13 protein-coding genes are annotated in these 17,470 nt (G+C 68.7%); 7 read left to right on the plus strand and 6 right to left on the minus strand.

From position 1 onward, the window contains the following. Positions 1 to 19 precede the first annotated feature (19 nt). Complete coding sequence (locus DKG75_RS08580) at positions 20 to 1,417, minus strand: aminotransferase-like domain-containing protein (protein WP_109920668.1); 1,398 nt, start codon at positions 1,415 to 1,417, stop codon at positions 20 to 22. A 483-nt stretch (positions 1,418 to 1,900) separates the two neighbouring features. On the opposite strand from DKG75_RS08580, the gene DKG75_RS08585 reads away from it, so the two are divergent. The 7 genes from DKG75_RS08585 to DKG75_RS08615 are packed head-to-tail and all read left to right on the plus strand — an operon-like array spanning position 1,901 to position 7,530. Next, a complete protein-coding gene (locus tag DKG75_RS08585; protein ID WP_109920669.1) occupies positions 1,901 to 2,383 on the plus strand; it encodes an MSMEG_0572/Sll0783 family nitrogen starvation response protein in 483 nt (160 codons plus the stop codon). Between the two features lie 2 nt (positions 2,384 to 2,385). Next, the gene (locus tag DKG75_RS08590) at positions 2,386 to 3,432 is read left to right on the plus strand and encodes a Nit6803 family nitrilase (protein WP_109920670.1); all 1,047 of its coding nucleotides are present in this window, start codon (positions 2,386 to 2,388) and stop codon (positions 3,430 to 3,432) included. Further along, positions 3,368 to 4,465: an MSMEG_0568 family radical SAM protein gene (locus DKG75_RS08595; protein WP_208111984.1), complete on the plus strand. Its 1,098-nt coding sequence runs from the start codon at positions 3,368 to 3,370 to the stop codon at positions 4,463 to 4,465. Before DKG75_RS08590 ends, DKG75_RS08595 begins: the two co-directional genes overlap by 65 nt. A gap of 3 nt (positions 4,466 to 4,468) precedes the next feature. Further along, entirely contained in the window at positions 4,469 to 5,011 is a 543-nt protein-coding gene (locus DKG75_RS08600; protein ID WP_109920672.1) for an MSMEG_0567/Sll0786 family nitrogen starvation N-acetyltransferase, read from the plus strand. After that, the gene (locus DKG75_RS08605; RefSeq protein WP_109920673.1) at positions 5,011 to 6,003 is read left to right on the plus strand and encodes a sll0787 family AIR synthase-like protein; all 993 of its coding nucleotides are present in this window, start codon (positions 5,011 to 5,013) and stop codon (positions 6,001 to 6,003) included. Before DKG75_RS08600 ends, DKG75_RS08605 begins: the two co-directional genes overlap by 1 nt. Beyond that, the gene (locus DKG75_RS08610) at positions 5,991 to 6,278 is read left to right on the plus strand and encodes an MSMEG_0570 family nitrogen starvation response protein (protein ID WP_109920674.1); all 288 of its coding nucleotides are present in this window, start codon (positions 5,991 to 5,993) and stop codon (positions 6,276 to 6,278) included. The genes DKG75_RS08605 and DKG75_RS08610 overlap by 13 nt, the downstream gene beginning before the upstream one ends. A gap of 10 nt (positions 6,279 to 6,288) precedes the next feature. Continuing rightward, the gene (locus tag DKG75_RS08615; RefSeq protein WP_109920675.1) at positions 6,289 to 7,530 is read left to right on the plus strand and encodes an MSMEG_0569 family flavin-dependent oxidoreductase; all 1,242 of its coding nucleotides are present in this window, start codon (positions 6,289 to 6,291) and stop codon (positions 7,528 to 7,530) included. On the opposite strand, the gene DKG75_RS08620 is transcribed toward DKG75_RS08615, so the two are convergent. The 5 genes from DKG75_RS08620 to DKG75_RS08640 are packed head-to-tail and all read right to left on the minus strand — an operon-like array spanning position 7,514 to position 17,456. Next, positions 7,514 to 8,722 (minus strand): MFS transporter, encoded by a 1,209-nt coding sequence (locus DKG75_RS08620; protein ID WP_109920676.1) that lies wholly within the window; start codon positions 8,720 to 8,722, stop codon positions 7,514 to 7,516. The two genes, DKG75_RS08615 and DKG75_RS08620, sit on opposite strands and share 17 nt — an antisense overlap. Before the next feature lie 4 nt (positions 8,723 to 8,726). After that, positions 8,727 to 11,822, minus strand: a complete 3,096-nt coding sequence (locus DKG75_RS08625) for an efflux RND transporter permease subunit (RefSeq protein WP_109920677.1) — start codon at positions 11,820 to 11,822, stop codon at positions 8,727 to 8,729. After that, positions 11,819 to 14,923: a multidrug efflux RND transporter permease subunit gene (locus tag DKG75_RS08630; RefSeq protein ID WP_109920678.1), complete on the minus strand. Its 3,105-nt coding sequence runs from the start codon at positions 14,921 to 14,923 to the stop codon at positions 11,819 to 11,821. Before DKG75_RS08630 ends, DKG75_RS08625 begins: the two co-directional genes overlap by 4 nt. 12 nt (positions 14,924 to 14,935) lie before the next feature. Further along, entirely contained in the window at positions 14,936 to 16,156 is a 1,221-nt protein-coding gene (locus DKG75_RS08635; RefSeq protein WP_166646401.1) for an efflux RND transporter periplasmic adaptor subunit, read from the minus strand. Further along, complete coding sequence (locus DKG75_RS08640) at positions 16,149 to 17,456, minus strand: glycosyltransferase (RefSeq protein ID WP_166646400.1); 1,308 nt, start codon at positions 17,454 to 17,456, stop codon at positions 16,149 to 16,151. Before DKG75_RS08640 ends, DKG75_RS08635 begins: the two co-directional genes overlap by 8 nt. Between the last annotated feature and the right edge of the window lie 14 nt (positions 17,457 to 17,470).

Genomic DNA, 17,470 nt, shown 5'->3' on the forward strand with positions numbered 1-17,470 from the left:
GGCGGCAGGGGGGAACAGGTCAGATCACGCTCGCGGTCGCCGCGGGGGCGGGATGGCTCAGGGCGTCGGCGATGAATTCCAGCGCCTGGCGCACCGCCTGCCGGTCGGCAAGGCCGCCGAGGCAGACGCGCACCGCTTCCGGCGGGGGGCCGGCGACGGTGAAGGCATCGCTGCCGACGACGCCGATGCCCGAATGGCGCATCTGGGCGGTGAAGCCGGCCCGGCTCCACGGCGGCGGCAGGGCGACCCAGAGGTGGAAGGCCTCGGGATCGGTCTGGTAACAGCCGGCGGGCAGAATCTCGCGCACCAGGGCCTGGCGGGCCTTCGATTCGATCCGCACCGCCTGCAGCATCTGTTCCGCCGTCCCTTCCTGGATCCAATGGGTGGCCAGCGCCACCGTGAGCGGCGAGGCCATGACCGTCGCCGCGCGCAGCGCGCTGGCCAGGGGCCAGACGCTGCGGGTGTCGGGCGCGACCAGATAGGCGACGCGCAGCCCCGCCCCCAGGCTCTTGGCCAGGCCCGAGATGTAATAGGTCACGTCGGGCGCCAGGGCGGCGAAGGCCGGCGGCGGCGATACCGGGATGCAGCCGTAGGCGTCGTCCTCGATGATCTTCACGCCGTGGCGCCTTGCGATGGCGATCAGGGCATGGCGCCGGCGCAGCGACATGGTCGCGGTGGTCGGGTTCAGCAGGGTCGGATTGCAATAGAGCGCCTTCGGCGCATGGTCGCGGCAGGCCTGTTCGAAGGCGTCCGGCAGGATGCCCTCGCCGTCGAGCGCGAGGCCGACCAGGTTGAGCCCGAGCTGGGCGCCGAGCGCCCTGGCGCCCGGATAGGTGATCGCCTCCGAGACCAGCGTGTCGCCGGCGCGGGCGATCGTGCTCATGACGGCAAGCAGCGCGCTATGGGCGCCCGGGCAGATCAGCAGGCGGTCGGGCGTCACCTCGACGCGGTGGCGGGCAAGCCAGACGACCGCGGCCTCCTTGTCGGCCGGGGTGCCGCCGAAGCCCTGGTAGCGCAGCAGGCCGGCCAGATCGACGCCGACCTCGGCCAGGCCCCGGCGCATGCGCTCGATCAAGGCGGGGTCCTGCGGCTCGGGCGGCAGGTTCATGGTCATGTCGGCGATTTCGAGCGGGCGGGCAGGCCGCGGCACCGCCACCGGTACGATGGTGCGCACGAAACTGCCGGCGCCGACCCTGGATTCGATCAGGCCGCGGCGCTGCGCCTCGACATAGGCGCGGGCGACGGTGGTGAAATTCAGCCCCAGCTGTTCGGCAAGCTGGCGCTGGGGCGGCAGGCGGTCGTTGGGCGCGAGGCGGCCCGCACGCATGTCGGTCTCGATGGCGTCGGCGATGGCGATATAATGCGGGCGGGCGGACTTCCCGATATGCGGGATCCAGCCGACGAGCTTGCGAGACATTCTCCAACCTGTCCGAAGTGAATGCAGTCAATGCAGCCGAACATATACAATTGACCGCATCCGGGAAGCGACTAAACCCTCCCGCCCGGCCCCGCCGGGGCCGGCGTCGACAGGAAAGTTCCCGACTATTAAACGCCGCCCGGGGCAAGGGTGCAAGCAATGCGGAACGGCGCCTGGGGCACCGGGAAAGGGCAGGATTTCTGTGGCTTCACGGGTTCGCCGGCGGCCTCGGCGGGGGCCGGTCGGGGATATTGCCGTGCTTGCGAGTGATTAAAATTTAAACTTCGCCATGCTCGAATCTGTAGCAGTGGTCAAAAAATCGGCAAAGGCGCAGGCGACAAAAGCGGGCGATTGAATGCATTCATTGACTGCATGAAGGCGATTCTGATCACGAATTGAGCAGAATCTTGACTGGCACGGCGCTTGCAATTTCTCCCTCCGGCCACCCAGCGGTGCCCGGTCTCACTCCAGGGGAGAATGGTAATGCCTGAAGTAACAAAACCCGCCCACCAGAAAGGCGACTTCCTCGTCAACTACGAAGAGAAGGTCTTCGAGGACGTGAAGGCCCAACCGGGCGAGAAGGCCCTGGTCACCTTCCACACCGTCGCCTTCGAGGGGTCGATCGGCCTCGTCAACCTGCTCCAGGCGACCCGCCTGCTGCGCAAGGGCTTCGAGACCTCGGTCCTGCTCTATGGCCCGGGTGTGACGCTCGGCGTGCAGCGCGGCTTCCCGACGCTGGGCGACGAAGCCTTCCCCGGCCACCTGGCCATGAACAACCAGATCGTGAAGTTCATGGGCGAGGGCGGCAAGGTCTATGCCTGCCGCTTCGCGCTCCAGGCGCTGTACGGCCATGGCGAACCCTCGCTGATCCCGGGGATCACGCCGATCAACCCGCTCGATGTGCTGGATCTCATCCTGCTGCATCGCCGCGACGGCGCCTTCATCCTCAACACCTGGACGCTCTGACCATGTCGGCGGCCGGCGTGGTGAGGGCGGCGGCGGTGCAGATCGCCCCCGATATCGAGCGGCCGGAAGGCACGCTCGAGCGGGTGTGCAATGCCATCGCCGAAGCGGGGGACAGGGGCGCGCAGATCGTCGTCTTCCCCGAGACCTTCGTGCCCTACTACCCCTATTTCTCCTTCGTCCAGCCGCCGGTGCTGGCCGGGCCGGACCACCTCCGCCTCTACGAGCATGCGGTGGCGGTGCCCGGTCCGGTAATCCAGGCGGTGGCGCGCGCCGCCGCCGCCCGGCGCATCGTGGTCGTGCTCGGCGTCAACGAGCGCGACCACGGCTCGCTCTACAATGCCCAATTGATCTTCGATGCCGACGGCAGCCTCGTCCTCAAGCGCCGCAAGATCACGCCGACCTACCACGAGCGCATGATCTGGGGCCAGGGTGACGGTGCCGGTCTCCGCGTCGTCGAGACGGCGGCGGGCCGGGTCGGCGCGCTCGCCTGCTGGGAACATTACAATCCTCTGGCGCGCTACAGCCTGATGGCCCAGCACGAGGAGATCCACGCCAGCCAGTTCCCGGGCTCGCTGGTCGGGCCGGTCTTCGCCGACCAGATGGAGGTGACGATCCGCCATCACGCGCTCGAAAGCGGCTGTTTCGTCGTCAATGCCACGGGCTGGCTGACCGACGAGCAGGTGAATGCGATCTCCGGCGATCCGAAGCTCCAGAAGGGCCTGCGCGGCGGTTGCTTCACCGCCATCGTCTCGCCCGAGGGCAGGCATGTGGTGCCGCCCCTGACCGCGGGCGAGGGCATCCTGGTCGCCGATCTCGACCTCGGCCTGATCACCAAGCGGAAGCGCATGATGGATTCGGTCGGCCATTACGCCCGGCCGGAGCTTCTCAGCCTTCATCTCGACAACCGTCCGGCGCAGGCCCTGCGGGCCGCCGCCGAATTCCCGCCCCTGCCTGTCGCCAACCCCGTAGCGAGGAGTGCCAGCGATGAAGCCGATGCCGCAACAGGACCTGATCACCGAATTGCAGTCCTTCGGGGTTCGGCTGGCTGATCCGATCGCCGGCGCGCCCAGCCGAAGGGGCGGCGCCGGGCCTTCGGACCACAAGGCGATGACGGTCGAGGGCCGCACCGTGATGGTGCCGGTCCATACCGCCGGTGCCTTCGCCTCGCCCTATGTCGCCTCGCGCCCGGACGCGGCAGGTCTCTCGACCGTCCACCGCGACGGGGTGGCGGTGGGCACGGTCAGCTTCCCGTTCCAGCCGCGCTTCTATGCCCTGCAGACGCTGGACGGCATTCCCTATTCGAAGATCGCCACCCTGCACGGGCGCGACGTGCTCGCCACCACCATCCTGCAGACCTGCATCCGCTACCAGAGCCGGACCAAGACCTGCCAGTTCTGCGCGATCGGCCAGTCCCTGGCGGCGGGGCGCACCATCGCCCACAAGACGCCGGAGCAATTGGCCGAGGTCGCCCGCGCCGCCGTCCTGCTCGACGGCGTGAAGCACATGGTGATGACCACCGGCACGCCCAATGTTACCGACCGGGGCGCCGCGGTCCTGTGCGACAGCGCCTTCGCGGTCAAGGCCGCGATCGACCTGCCGATCCAGGGTCAATGCGAGCCGCCGGACGACGACCAGTGGTTCCACCGCATGAAGGCCGCGGGCGTCGATGCCCTCGGCATGCATCTCGAAGTGGTGACGCCCGAATTGCGCCGCCGGATCATGCCGGGCAAGGCCGGCGTGCCCATCGCCCGCTATCTCGATGCTTTCGCCGCCGCCGTGCCGGTGTTCGGCCGCGGCCAGGTCTCGACCTATATCCTGGCCGGCCTCGGCGACAGCCGGGAGGCGATCCTGTCGATGGCGGAAACGCTGGTCGGGCTCGGCGTCTATCCCTTCGTCGTGCCCTTCGTGCCGATCTCGGGCACGCCGCTCGAAGACCACCCGGCGCCCAGCCCCCAGTTCATGCGCGAGATCCTGGCGCCACTGGGCGCCATGCTGAAGGCGGCGGGGCTGAAGTCCGGCGACATCAAGGCCGGCTGCGGCAAATGCGGCGCCTGTTCGGCGCTGGCCAGCTTCGAGGATTGAGCCATGTTGTTCGAACCCGTCCTGCCCTATGTCGCCGGCGAGGCCCGGGTGAAATTCGCCACCGCGCCTTGGGAACGGGACGGCGCCCTTGCCCTGCGCCGCCAGGTGTTCTGCCGGGAACAGCGGCTTTTCGAGCGTGACGACAGGGATGACACCGATTCAAGGGCCATCGCCCTGGTCGCCCTGGCGCCGATCTTCGGCGTGCCCGATCAGGTGGTCGGCACGGTGCGCATCCACGAGGATGCGCCCGGGCTCTGGGGCGGTTCGCGCCTGGCGGTGGAGCCGGCGTGGCGCCGCCTGGGCGCGCTCGGCAGCGGCTTGATCCGGCTGGCGGTTTCGTCCGCGACGGCCAGGGGCTGCCGGCGCTTCCTGGCCCATGTCCAGGCGCAGAATGCGCCGCTGTTCCACCGGCTGCACTGGCAAACCCTCGATGTCGTCGACCTGCACGGGTGCGACCATCACCTGATGGAGGCGGATCTCGCCCATTACCCGCCCTTTCCGGCGGGCGAGGCCGGTTTCGCCGTGCTGATCGGGCGGGGGCGCTGATGGCGATCGGGGATCTGGCCCGCCACCTGGTCGAGGCCCGGGGCCTTGGCCACAAGCGCGACATCGGCGCGGTGATGGCGGCGCTCGGCCTCGGCGGGACAACACCCGTCGCGGTCGGCGACGATTGCGCCGCGATCCCGGACGGGGACGGTTACCTGCTGTTCGCGATCGAGGGCTTTCTCAACGAATTCGTCGCGGCCGAGCCCTGGTTTTCCGGCTATTGCGGCGTGATGGTCAATGTTTCCGACATTGCCGCCATGGGCGGGCGGCCGCTGGCCGTGGTCGATGCCCTGTGGAGCCGGGACGGCGACCATGCCGGTCCCATCCTCAAGGGGCTGGCGGCGGGCAGTGCCGCCTATGGCGTGCCCATCGTCGGCGGCCATTCCAACACGCGGAATGCCGGCGGCGAGCAATTGTCGGTCGCCGTCCTCGGCCGGGCGCGCAGGCTGCTGACCAGTTTCGATGCCGCCGCCGGGGACCGGCTGCTGATGGCGATCGACCTGCGCGGGCGCTATCGCGAGCCCTATCCCTATTGGGATTGCAGCAGCTGGGGCACGCCGCCCCGCCTGCGCGCCGAGATCGAGCTTCTGCCCGCGATCGCCGAGGCCGGCCTCGCCAGCGCCGCCAAGGATATCAGCATGGCGGGCGCGGTCGGCACCGCCTTGATGCTGCTCGAATGTTCCGGCCTTGGTGCCACCATCGACGTTACCCGCATTCCCCGGCCGGACGGCGTGGCGCTGGAACGCTGGCTCGTCTCCTTCCCCAGCTTCGGCTATGTGCTGGCGGCGCCCGCCCGCCATGCCGAGGCGGTCATCGCCCGTTTCGCGGCCCTCGGCATTGCTTGCGCCGATGTCGGTGAATGCGACGAAACGGGCCTCGTCTCCATCCGAGACGGGGCCGGCACGGCGCCGGTCTGGGATTTCCGGGCGCAGCCGCTGATCGGCTGCGGCCCCGGGGCCAGCGAGGAAAGGGTGCGTTCATGCCTGAAGTGATCTTCACCCTGCGCTGGCCCGACGGTGCCACGGAGCAATGCTATTCCCCTTCGACCGCCATCGCCGAGCATCTGAGCGCCGGCGCCACCTATCCCCTGGCCGAATTCCTCGTCCGCAGCCGGGCCGGGCTCGGCGCGGCGAGCGAGCGGGTGCGCGCCCGCTACGGCTTTCCCTGTTCAAGGGCGATGGGCCAATTGGCCCGCATCGAACAGGCCGCCAGCAGTTTCACCGCCTTGCCCGATGCGGCCGTCACCGTCGTCGCGCTGAAATCCTGAGGAACCCACCATGACCCATTATCCCGTGATCGTGATCGGCGGCGGCCAGGCCGGCCTGTCCATGAGCTATTACCTGCAACAGGCGGGGATCGGGCACCTGATCCTGGAAAAACACGCGCCGGGCCATGCCTGGCGGACCGAGCGCTGGGATAATTTCTGCCTGGTGACGCCGAACTGGCAGTGCCAGTTGCCGGGCTTTCCCTATCCGGGCGGCGATCCGTTCGGCTTCATGAAGAAGGACGAGATCCTCGGCTATATCGATGCCTATGTCGCCCTGATCGAGCCGCCGCTGCTGACCGGGGTCACGGTCACCGCGCTGCGCCGCGAGGGCGGGACCTATGTGGTCGAAAGCACGGCCGGGACCTATAGCGCCGATCAGGTGGTGGTCGCGGTCGGCGGCTATCACATTGCCAATATCCCGCGCGTGGGCGAACGCCTGCCGGAGACGGTGCTCCAGGTCCATTCGTCGCACTATCGCAATGCGGCGGCCCTGCCCGAGGGGGCGGTGCTGGTGGTCGGGTCCGGCCAGTCGGGCTGCCAGATCGCCGAGGACCTGCATCTCGAAGGCCGGCAGGTCCATCTCTGCGTCGGCAGCGCGCCGCGCTCGCCCCGGCGCTATCGCGGGCGCGATGCGGTCGAATGGCTGTGCGACATGGGCCATTACGACATGCCGGTGGACCGCCATCCCCTGGGCGAAAAGGTGCGCGGCAAGGCCAACCACTATCTGACCGGGCGCGACGGCGGACGCGAGATCGACCTGCGCCGCTTCGCGCTTCAGGGCATGAGGCTGCACGGCCGCCTGCGCGGGGTGGACAACGGCCGCCTGCTGCTGGGCGACGATCTCGCCGCCAATCTCGATGCGGCGGACGCCGCCTATATGCGCATCCGCGCCGGGATCGACGCCTATCTGGCCGAACAGGGCATCGCGGCACCGGAAGAGCCGCCCTATGTCCCGCCCTGGCAGCCGGAAGCGGTGGCGGCGGAGCTTGACCTTGCCGCGGCCGGCATCACCAGCGTGATCTGGGCGACGGGCTTTCGCTCCAACTTCACCTGGGTCGAGGTGCCGGTCTTCGACGGCAAGGGTTACCCGACCCATCGGCGCGGCGTCTCGGCGGTGCCGGGGCTTTATTTCCTGGGGCTGCCCTGGCTCTATACCTGGGGCTCGGGCCGGTTCTCGGGCGTTGCGCGCGATGCCGGCCATATCGCCGAAGTGATCGCGGGCGCTCTCGGCGCGCTCAGGCAGAGCGCCTGAGCGCAAGCGCGGCGAGGCCAAGGCCGATCAGGCCCAGCACGCCGGCCAGCAGGAAGGCGGCGCCCGGGAAATGCACCGGCGCCGCCGGCCCGATGAAATGGGCGAAGGTCCAGGTCCCGATCAGGGGGCCGAAGACGGCGGCAAGCCCGGTCACGCCGCTGATCGTGCCTTGCAGCAGGCCCTGTTCGTTTTCCCGCACCGCATTGGCGACCAGGGCCTGGGCCGCCGGCCCCGCCGCCATGGCGACGAGAAGGAGGGACAGGGCGGCATAGACCTGCCAGCCGGCCGCGGCGAAGGCGAGGGCGAAGCAGAACAGGCTCATGCCCGCGATGCCCGCCATCAGGGCGCGGCCGGGGCCGAGGCGGCGGATCAGCAGGGGCGCCATGCCCGCCTGGGCGATGATGGCGACGATGCCGAGCGCGCCCAGCGACAGCCCGACCTCGCGCGGGCCCCAGCCCAATTGCACGTCGGTGAACAGCACCCAACTGGCCTGGATGCCGGAATGGGCCAGCATGAACAGGAAGACCACCGCCATCAGCCCGCCGATCAGCGGATGCCGCCACCACGACAGCACCCCGCCCAGCGGGTTCAGCGCCCCGAGGTCGAGCGGGCGGCGCCGCTCCGCCGGCAGGCTTTCCGGCAGCACCAGAAGGCCATAGAGGGCGTTCAGCCCGGTCAGGGCGGCGGCGACATAGAAGGGCACGCGCGGCCCGAATTCGCCGAGAAAGCCGCCGAGCGCCGGTCCCGAGACGAAACCGATGCCGAACACCGTGCCCGCGATCGCGAAGGCCCGGCCCCGGTTCTCAGGGCTGGCGCTATCGGCGACATAGGCGGTGGCGGCGGCGCTGCTGGCGCCGCACACGCCGGCGAAAAAGCGCGCGGCGATGAGAAGGCCGATGGAACCCGCCAGGGCCGCGACCAGATGATCGATGGCGGCTCCCGCCATGGCCAGCAGCAGGACCGGCCGGCGGCCGAAACGGTCCGACAGGCGCCCGAGCAGGGGGGCGCAGACGAAGGTGGCGCCGGCATAGGCCGCCTGCATCACGCCGAAGGCGGCACTGCCGGCGGCCGCATCGCCGCCGGCCAGGCTGGCGACCAGATGGGGCACCACCGGCACGACGAGCCCGAAGCCGAGTGCATCGAGAAAGATGGTGAGCAGGATGAAACGCGCGGCGTGTCTGTTGTCGGCCATGATCTCACTCGGCCGGGAGGTCGGCGGGCAGCCAGCGCGAGCGGCGCCGCCCGCGCATCCGGTCGACCGCGATATAGACCACCGGGGTGGTATAGATGGTGACGAATTGCGCCGCGATCAGGCCGCCGACGATGGCGATGCCCAGCGGCTGGCGCAGTTCCGAGCCGATGCCGACCCCGATCGCCAGCGGCACGGCGCCGAAGACGGCGGCCATGGTGGTCATGGTGATCGGGCGGAAGCGCAGTTTCGCCGCGCGCACGATGGCGTCCCGGGGCGACAGGCCCAGTTCCCGCTCCGCCACCAGGGCGAAATCGACCATCATGATCGCATTCTTCATCACGATGCCGATCAGCAGGATCAGCGCGATGGCGGCGATGAAGGAGAATTCGGTGCCGGTGACCAGCAGGGCCAGCAGGGCCCCCACCCCGGACGACGGGATGGTGGAAAGAATGGTCAGGGGATGGGCATAGCTTTCGTACAGCATGCCGAGGACGAGATAGATGGCGACGATGGCACCCAGCAGCATCCACCCCTGGGCCCGGTTGGCATCGGCGGCGGCCTTGGCGTCGCCGGCGAAAAGGCCGGTGATGCCGGGCGGCGCATTGGCCTTGCCGGCGGCGGCCCGGATGGCATCCATGGCGGTGCCGAGCGCCACCCCCGGCCCCAGGTTGAAGCCGATGGTGATGGCCGGCAATTGCCCCATATGGTTGATCTGCACCGGCGACAGGCCGGTTTCCAGGCGGGTGACGGCGGCCAGCGGCACCTGCGCCCCGTCGCGCCCCGTCACATAGAGCCGGTTCAGGACGTCGAGCGTGCCCCGGTCCGAGGCCCGCACTTCCAGCACGACCTTGGCCTGGTCGAATTCCTTGTAGATCGTCGCCACCTGGCGCTGGCCGAAGGCATTGTAAAGGGCAATGTCGATCTCGGCCGTGCTGACGCCGAGGCGGGCGGCGCTTTCCCGGTCGATGGTCAGATGCGCGCTGCGGCCGTTGGCGTTCTGGTCGGTCGAGACGTCGGCGAGTTCGGGCATGCCGCGCATGATGTCGCGCATGGTCGAGACCCAGGTTTCGAGCTTGGCGAGGTCGGGGCCGGTCAGCGTGTATTGATAGGCGGCGCGCCCGGCCCGGCCGCCCACGGCGAAATCGTCGACCGGGGAGAGATAGGTGTCGATGCCGTAGACCCGGGCCAATTTCGGGCGCAGGCGCTCCACCACTTCGGCGGCGCTGAGGTCGCGCTCGCCGAAACCCTTCAGGTTCACGGTGATGCTGCCGTTGTTCATGGCGTTGAACAGGCCGACGCCGACGGCGGAACTGACGCTGGCGACGGCGGGATCGGCCAGGATCATGCGCACCACCTCGCCCTGGCGGTCGCGCATGGCTTCGAAGGAAATGTCGGGCGGGCCGTCGGTAATGCCCTTGATCACGCCGGTGTCCTGCTTGGGCAGGAAGCCCTGGGGCACCACGCCGAACAGCGACAGGCCGAGAACCATGGCGACGACGACGACCCCCAGCATGGTCCAGGGCCGGGTCAGCGCCGCATCCAGGCTGCGGCCATAGCCGTCGGTCAGGCGGGTGAAGAAACGCTCGATCGCGGCGCTGGTCCGGCCTTCCGGCTTTTCCCGGCCCCGGGGCGGCAGCAGGTGGCCGCACATCATGGGCGTGATCGTCAGCGAGATGAAGGCGGAGAGAACGATGGCCACCGCCAGCGTCACGCCGAATTCCTGGAAGAAGCGCCCCAGGATGCCGGGCATGAACAGGATCGGGACCAGCGCCGCCAAAAGCGAGGCGGTGAGCGAGACGACGGTGAAGGCGATCTGCCGTGCCCCCCGGGCGGCGGCGGCCATCGGCGTCTCGCCCTGTTCGATCAGGCGGAAGACATTCTCGATCATCACGATCGTATCGTCGACGATGAAGCCGATGGCCAGGATCAGCGCCATGATCGACAGGTTGTCGAGACTGTAGCCGAGCAGATACATGACGGCGAAAGTCCCCGCGACCGCGACCGGAATGGTGACCGAGGGGATGAAGGTCGCCCAGAACCGGCGCAGGAACAGGGCGATCACCATGATCACCAGGGCGGTCGAGAGCAGCAGGGTCAATTGCAGGTCGACGATGCCGGCGCGCAGGATCTTGGTGCGGTCGGCCACCACCTGGACCTCGATCGCCGGCGGGATCAGCGGGCGCACCTCGGCCAGTTTGGCGTGCACGGCATCGACCACGTCGATCGTATTGGCGCCCGGGCGCTTGCGCACCTCGACCAGCACCGCGCGCTTGCCGTTCAGCCACGAGCCGACCTTGGCGTTGGTCACATCGTCGGTCACCTCGGCGACGTCGCGAAGGCGGATCGCGCCATTGCCCCGCCAGGCGATGACCTGGGCGGCGAAGGCCGCGGCATCGGGCAATTGGTCGTTGGCGGCGATGGTCAGGCTTTTTTCCGGGCCGTCCAGGCTGCCTTTCGGGGCCATGGCGCTGACGGCGGACAGCGCCGACCGGACATCCTCGGTCGAGAGGCCGAGGGCGGCGAGGCGGACCGGATCGAGGGCCACGCGCACCGCCGTCTTGTCCGCACCGCTGACCGAAACCTGCGAGACGCCGGGGATCTGCGACAGTTTCTGGGTCAGGATCTGGTCCGCGATGTCATAGACGCTGGCCGCCGGCAGAATGTCGGAGGCGAGCGCCATGGTGATCACGGGAAAGATGTTGGGATTGGCCTTGATGTAGAAGGGCGGCGCCGGCAGGTCGGCGGGCAGGGTGGCGGCGGCGGCATTGATCGCCGCCTGGACGTCGCGGGCGACGCCGTCGATATCGCGGTCGATGTCGAACTGGGCGACGATGGTGGAACCGCCGACCGAATTGATCGAGGTGAGTTCGGTCAGGCCGCCGATGACGCCCAATTGCCGCTCCAGCGGCGTCGCCACCGCGGCGGCCATGGTTTCCGGGCTGGCGCCGGGCAGGCTGGCGCGTACCACCACGGTCGGCAGGTCCACGACCGGCATGGAGGCGACGGGCAGGTGGAAATAGGCGACGAAGCCGAGCAGCATCACCCCGATCATGACCAGGGTGCTTGCCACGGGGCGGCGGATGAAGGGATCGGAAATCATTCCGCCGCCGCCGGCTGCCCCGCTGCCGCGGCCTTGATGCGCCGTTGCAGGCGGTCGAAGGCGAGATAGATCACCGGCGTCGTATAAAGCGTGATGATCTGCGACAGGATCAGCCCGCCGACGATGGCGATGCCCAGGGGCTGGCGGATCTCCGCCCCCGTGCCGCCGGCGACGGCCAGGGGCACGGCGCCGAGAAGGGCGGCCATGGTCGTCATCATGATCGGGCGGAAGCGCAGCAGGCAGCCGCGATAGATCGCCTCGCGCGGGGATTTGCCGTGCTGGCGCTCCTCCTCCAGCGCGAAGTCGATCATCATGATCGCATTCTTCTTCACGATGCCGATCAGCAGGATGATGCCGATCAGCGAGATCACGTCCAACTGCTTGCCGAACATCATCAAGGCCAGCAGGGCGCCGATGCCGGCGGACGGCAGGGTGGAGAGGATGGTGATCGGGTGGATGTAACTCTCGTAGAGAATGCCGAGGACGATATAGACCGTGACCACGGCGGCCAGGATCAGCAGGGCCTCGGTCTCGCGCGAGCGGCCGAATTCGGCGGCATTGCCGACGAAACTGCCCGCGATCGCCTGGGGCATGCGGATCGCCGCCTCGGCCTCGTGGATCGCGTCCGTCGCCTCGCCCAGGGAATAGCCGGGGGCGAGGTTGAAGGAGAGCGTCACCGCTGGGAACAGGCCATGGTGCATCAGGGCCAGCGGGGTCGCCTGCTGTTCCATGCGGGTGAAGGTCGAAAGCGGCACCATCTCGCCGCTGGCCGACTTCACATAGGTGAAGCGGAAGGCCTCCGCATCCTCGCGGAAGCGCGGTGCGACCTCCAGGATCACCTGATACTGGTTGGTCTGGGTATAGATGGTGGCGATCTGGCGCTGGCCGAAGGCATTGTAGAGTGCGTCGTTGATCGCGCCGATCGAAATGCCGAGGCGGGCCGCCGCATCGCGGTCGATGGTCAGCGCCGCCTGCAAGCCGCCGGCCTGGGCATCCGAGGCGACGTCGGTCACCGCCGCCTGGCCGCGCAGTGCGTCGAGCAGGCGGGTGGACCAGCGGTTCAGCTCGGCCGCGTCGGTCCCTTGCAGGAGATATTGATACTGGGTGCGGGCGTTGTTGATGCCGACCGTTAATTCCTGGGCCGACTGCATGTAAAGGCTGATGCCGTGGACGCCGGCGGTCGCGGCCTTCAGGCGCCGCATCACCTCGTCGGCGGAAAAGCCCCGGCTGCCGTGGGGTTTCAGCGCGATGAAGAGACGCCCGGCATTCCCGGTGGTATTGATGGTGCCGGTGCCGACGAAGGCGGAGACGCCGGCGACGGCCGGGTCGCGGCGCACGATGTCGGCGATCTGCTGCTGCTTGGTCGCCATGGCGGCGAAGGAAATGTCGGGGGCGGAATCGGTCACGCCGATGATCAGGCCGGTGTCCTGCTGCGGCAGGAAACCCTTGGGCACCACGACATAAAGCCCGATGGTGCCGACCAGGGTGGCGACCGCCAGCCACAGCATCAGGGGCTGGCGGTCCAGGGTCCACCGCAGGGTGCGGTCGTAGAAGGCGAGGCTTTGGTCCAGCGCCCGCTCGCTCCACGCCGTCAGGCGGCCGGCGGTGCCGCCCTCCCGGTCCCGGCCGAGGAGATGGGCGCACATCATCGGCGTCAGGGTCAGGGAAACCACGGCGGAAATCGCGACGGCGGCGGACAGGGTGATGGCGAATTCGTGGAACAGCCGGCCGATCACCCCGTCCATCAGCAAGAGGGGAATGAACACCGCGATCAGCGAGACGGTGAGCGAGACGATGGTGAAGCCGATCTGCCGCGCGCCCTTGATCGCCGCGGGCAGGGGCTTCTCGCCATCCTCGATGTGACGGACGATGTTCTCGATCATGACGATGGCATCATCGACCACGAAGCCGGTGGCGACGGTCAGGGCCATCAGCGACAGGTTGTCCAGGCTGAAGCCGACCAGCGCCATGATCCCGAAAGTGGCGATCAGGGACACCGGCAGGGTGATCGAGGGGATGATCGTCGCCCACAGTTTCCGCAGGAACAGGAAGATCACCATGACCACGAGGGCGATCGACAAAAGCAGGGTGAACTGCACCTCGTGGATCGCGGCGCGGATCATGTCCGTGCGGTCGGTCAGCACGTCCAGCCGCACGGTCGGCGGCAGGCCGGCCTTCAGCCCGGGCAGCAGGGCGTGGATGGCATCCACCACCTCGATGATATTGGCGCCGGGCTGGCGCTGGATGTTCAGGAGCACGGCGGGCTTGCCGTCGAACCAGCCGGCCATGCGCTCGTTCTCGACGCTTTCGACCACGGTCGCGACATCGCCGAGGCGGATGGGCGCGCCGTTCCGCTCGGCGATGATCTGGCGGCGGTAACCCTCCGCATCCAGCAATTGGTCGTCGGCGCTGATCTGGAACGATTGCCGGGGCCCGTCGATGCCGCCCTTCGGGCTGTCGACGGTGGCGAGGCGGATGGCGCTGCGCACGTCTTCCAGCGACAGGCCGAGGCCGGCCAGCGCCACCGGGTTGACCTGGATGCGCACGGCCGCCTTCTGCCCGCCCTCGATGGTGACGAGGCCGACCCCCGGCACCTGGGACAGTTTCTGCGCGACCACCGTATCGGCGAAGTCATTGACCTGGCGCAGCGGCAATTCGGCAGAGGTCATGGCCAGGATGATCACCGGCGTATCGGCCGGGTTGACCTTGCTGTAGGTCGGCCGGCTGGGCATCAGGTCCAGGGGCAGCAGGCCGCTGGCGCCGTTGATCTGGGCCTGGACGTCCTGGGCGGCGGCGTCGATCGGCCGGGTCAGGTCGAATTGCAGGGTGATCTGGCTGGTCCCGAAGGACGAGACCGAGCGCATGGTGGTCAGGCCGGAAATCTGCCCGAGACTGTGTTCCAGCGGCGTCGTCACCAGGGAGGCCATGACCTCGGGCGAGGCGCCGGGCAGTTTCGCCGTCACCTGGATGGTCGGGAAATCGACCGTCGGCAGGGCGGTGACCGGCAGCAGCCGGTAGCCGAGCAGGCCGAGCAGCACGATACCGAGGGTCAGCAGCGTGGTCGCCACCGGCCGGAGGATGAAGGGCCGCGCGATGTCCATCAGCGCCGCTTCTCAGGCATCCGGCGCGGTGGAGCCGGCGATGGGCGCATCCGGCTGCGGGGCGGCGGGGGTGGTGGCGACGCCCGGCTGCAATTTGTACTGGCCGTCGATCACGATCTTCTGGCCGGCGGCAAGGCCGGTCGCGATCAGGGCGCGGCCGTCCTGCTGGCGGGTGACGACGACCGAGCGCATGCCGGCCTTGCCCTCGCCGTCGATGGTCCAGAGATAGGCGCCGTTCGGGCCCTGCTGGATCGCGGTGGCGGCAACGCTCAGCCCCTCGTAGATCGAGACGCGCAGCCGCGCATTGACGAATTGCCCCGGCCACAGGCGCTGGCCGTCGTTGGCGAAGGTCGCCTTCAGCTTCACCGTGCCGGTGGCCTGATCGATCTGGTTGTCGACGAGGTCGAGGCTGCCCTCGGCCAGCAGGGTCTTGTTGTCCTTGGCGAAGGCGGCGACCGGCAGGGCGCCGGCGGCCATGCCGTCCAGGATTTCCGGCAGCAGGTCGGCGTTCAGGGTGAAGACGACCGAAATCGGCTGCAACTGGGTGATGGTGACCAGCGGGTTGGCGTCGGCGGCATGAACGATATTGCCGATATCGACATTGCGGATGCCGGTGCGCCCGTCGATGGGCGCGCGGATCACGGTATCGTCCAGCTGTGCCCGGGCATGATCGACCGACGCCTTGCTGGCGGCGACCAGGGCTTCGTACTGGATGACCAGGGCGCGCTGGTTGTCGACCGACTTGCGGCTGGCGAATTCGCCGATCTCGGTCAGGCGGCGCAGGTTCGAGCGGGCGTCGGCCAGCTGGGCCTCGTCGCGGGCGAGATTGGCGACGGCCTGCTTGAAATTGGCTTCATAGGCCCGGGGGTCGATGCGGGCCAGCAGGTCGCCGGCCTTGACCTCCTGCCCCTCACGGAAGCCGATCTCCAGGATCTCGCCGTCGATCCGCGGGCGCACCTGCACCGTGTTCGAGGCCTGGACCGTGCCGATGCCGTCGAAGAAGACGGGCACCGGCACCCGTTCCACCGTGCCGACGACGACCGGCACCGCCTCGGCACCGAGATCGGCGAAGCCGCTGCCCCGGCCGGCGGCGCCGGCGACCAGCAGGCCGATCAGCACGCCGCCGCCGATGCCGCCCAGGATGATGCGGGTGCGCAGGTCGAGGCCCGCCCAATAACGGCGCAGGCCCTGCCAGAGGGCGGCGGCCCGGGCGCGAAGGCGAAGCTCAGGCAAGGGCATGGTCTTCCGCCGGTTGCGGGGCCGCGTTCGGCAGCAGGTTCCAGGCTTCCAGCTGGGCGATCGCCCGCTCGACGCCGTTCTCGGCGCGGATTTTCGTGCCCAGCGCCTCGGCCCGCGCCTTCATGGCGGGGTCCAGCAGGCGGGCAAGGCCGCGCTGGAAATCGCGGGCGGTGACGGTCTTGCGGTTCAGGCGCGGCGCGGCGATGCCCTTTTCCTCCAGCCGGGCCGACCAGAACGCCTGTTCGGTGATGAAGGGCATGATCAGCGACGGAATGCCGGCGCGGCAGGCGGCGGCCGTGGTGCCGGCGCCGCCGTGGTGGATGGCGGCGGCCATGCGCGGGAACAGCCAGTCGTGCGGCGCCGATTTCAGGACGAAGACATTGGGATCGGCCAGCGCCGGATCGGCGGCCAGCCCGCCCCAGCCGGTGGCGAGCACGGCGCGGCAGCCGGTTTCCTTCACCGCGGTCAGGACCTTGCGCGTCACGTCCTCTGCTTTCTGGGTCAACATGCTGCCGAATCCGATGTAAACCGGTTTGTCCCCTGCGGCGAGGAAGTTTGCAAGGTCTTCCGGCGGCGTCCAGGCATCGGCCTCGTCCAGGAACCAATAGCCGGTCACCTGGGCCATCGCCGTCCAGTCGCGCGACCGGGGCACCACCTGCTCGCTGTAGGCATAGAGCACGCGGCGCCGGTCCGGATTATCGTCGAAATAAAGTTCCGAATAGGTTACCGGCTTCAGCCCCAGGTCCTTGCGCACGACATCGTTGATCGCATCCTTGAACAATTGCCAGATGGTGAAGCGCAGGCCCTGGTAAAGCCCCATGTTCAGGAAGCCCGGCAGGCGGAACGGCATCGGCGGCAGCATGACCGGCGGAATGTCGCGGCAGGGCGTGATCGGCTGGAACTGCACCTGCACGGAGGGCACCTTCAGCGCCTCCGCCAGGGACAGGGCGAGCACGGTGCCCGAGCCCTGGCCGATGATCAGGTCCGTGTCCTTGCAGGCGGCCCGGCCTTCCTCCGCCCAGTGGGACGCCATGTCCATCAGCAGGCGGCGCATCAGCTTCGTGCCCTTGAACAGGTTGTTGCCGGCCTCGACCATCTCGGGCGAATTGCGCATCAGCTTTTCGTAATCCGCCGTCATGGGCGAAAAGCCGATGCCGGCGCCCCGGATCAGGCCCTCGAAGTTCCGGCCCGTGGTGATGGTGACTTCATGGCCGCGGGCTTGCAGGCCGTGGGACAGGGCGATGAAGGGGCGGACGTCGCCATGGGTGCCAACGGCAAGAATGGTGATGCGCATCAAATCTACCCTGT

Origin of the sequence: Zavarzinia compransoris (assembly GCF_003173055.1) — a bacterium.
GTDB lineage: Bacteria > Pseudomonadota > Alphaproteobacteria > Zavarziniales > Zavarziniaceae > Zavarzinia > Zavarzinia compransoris.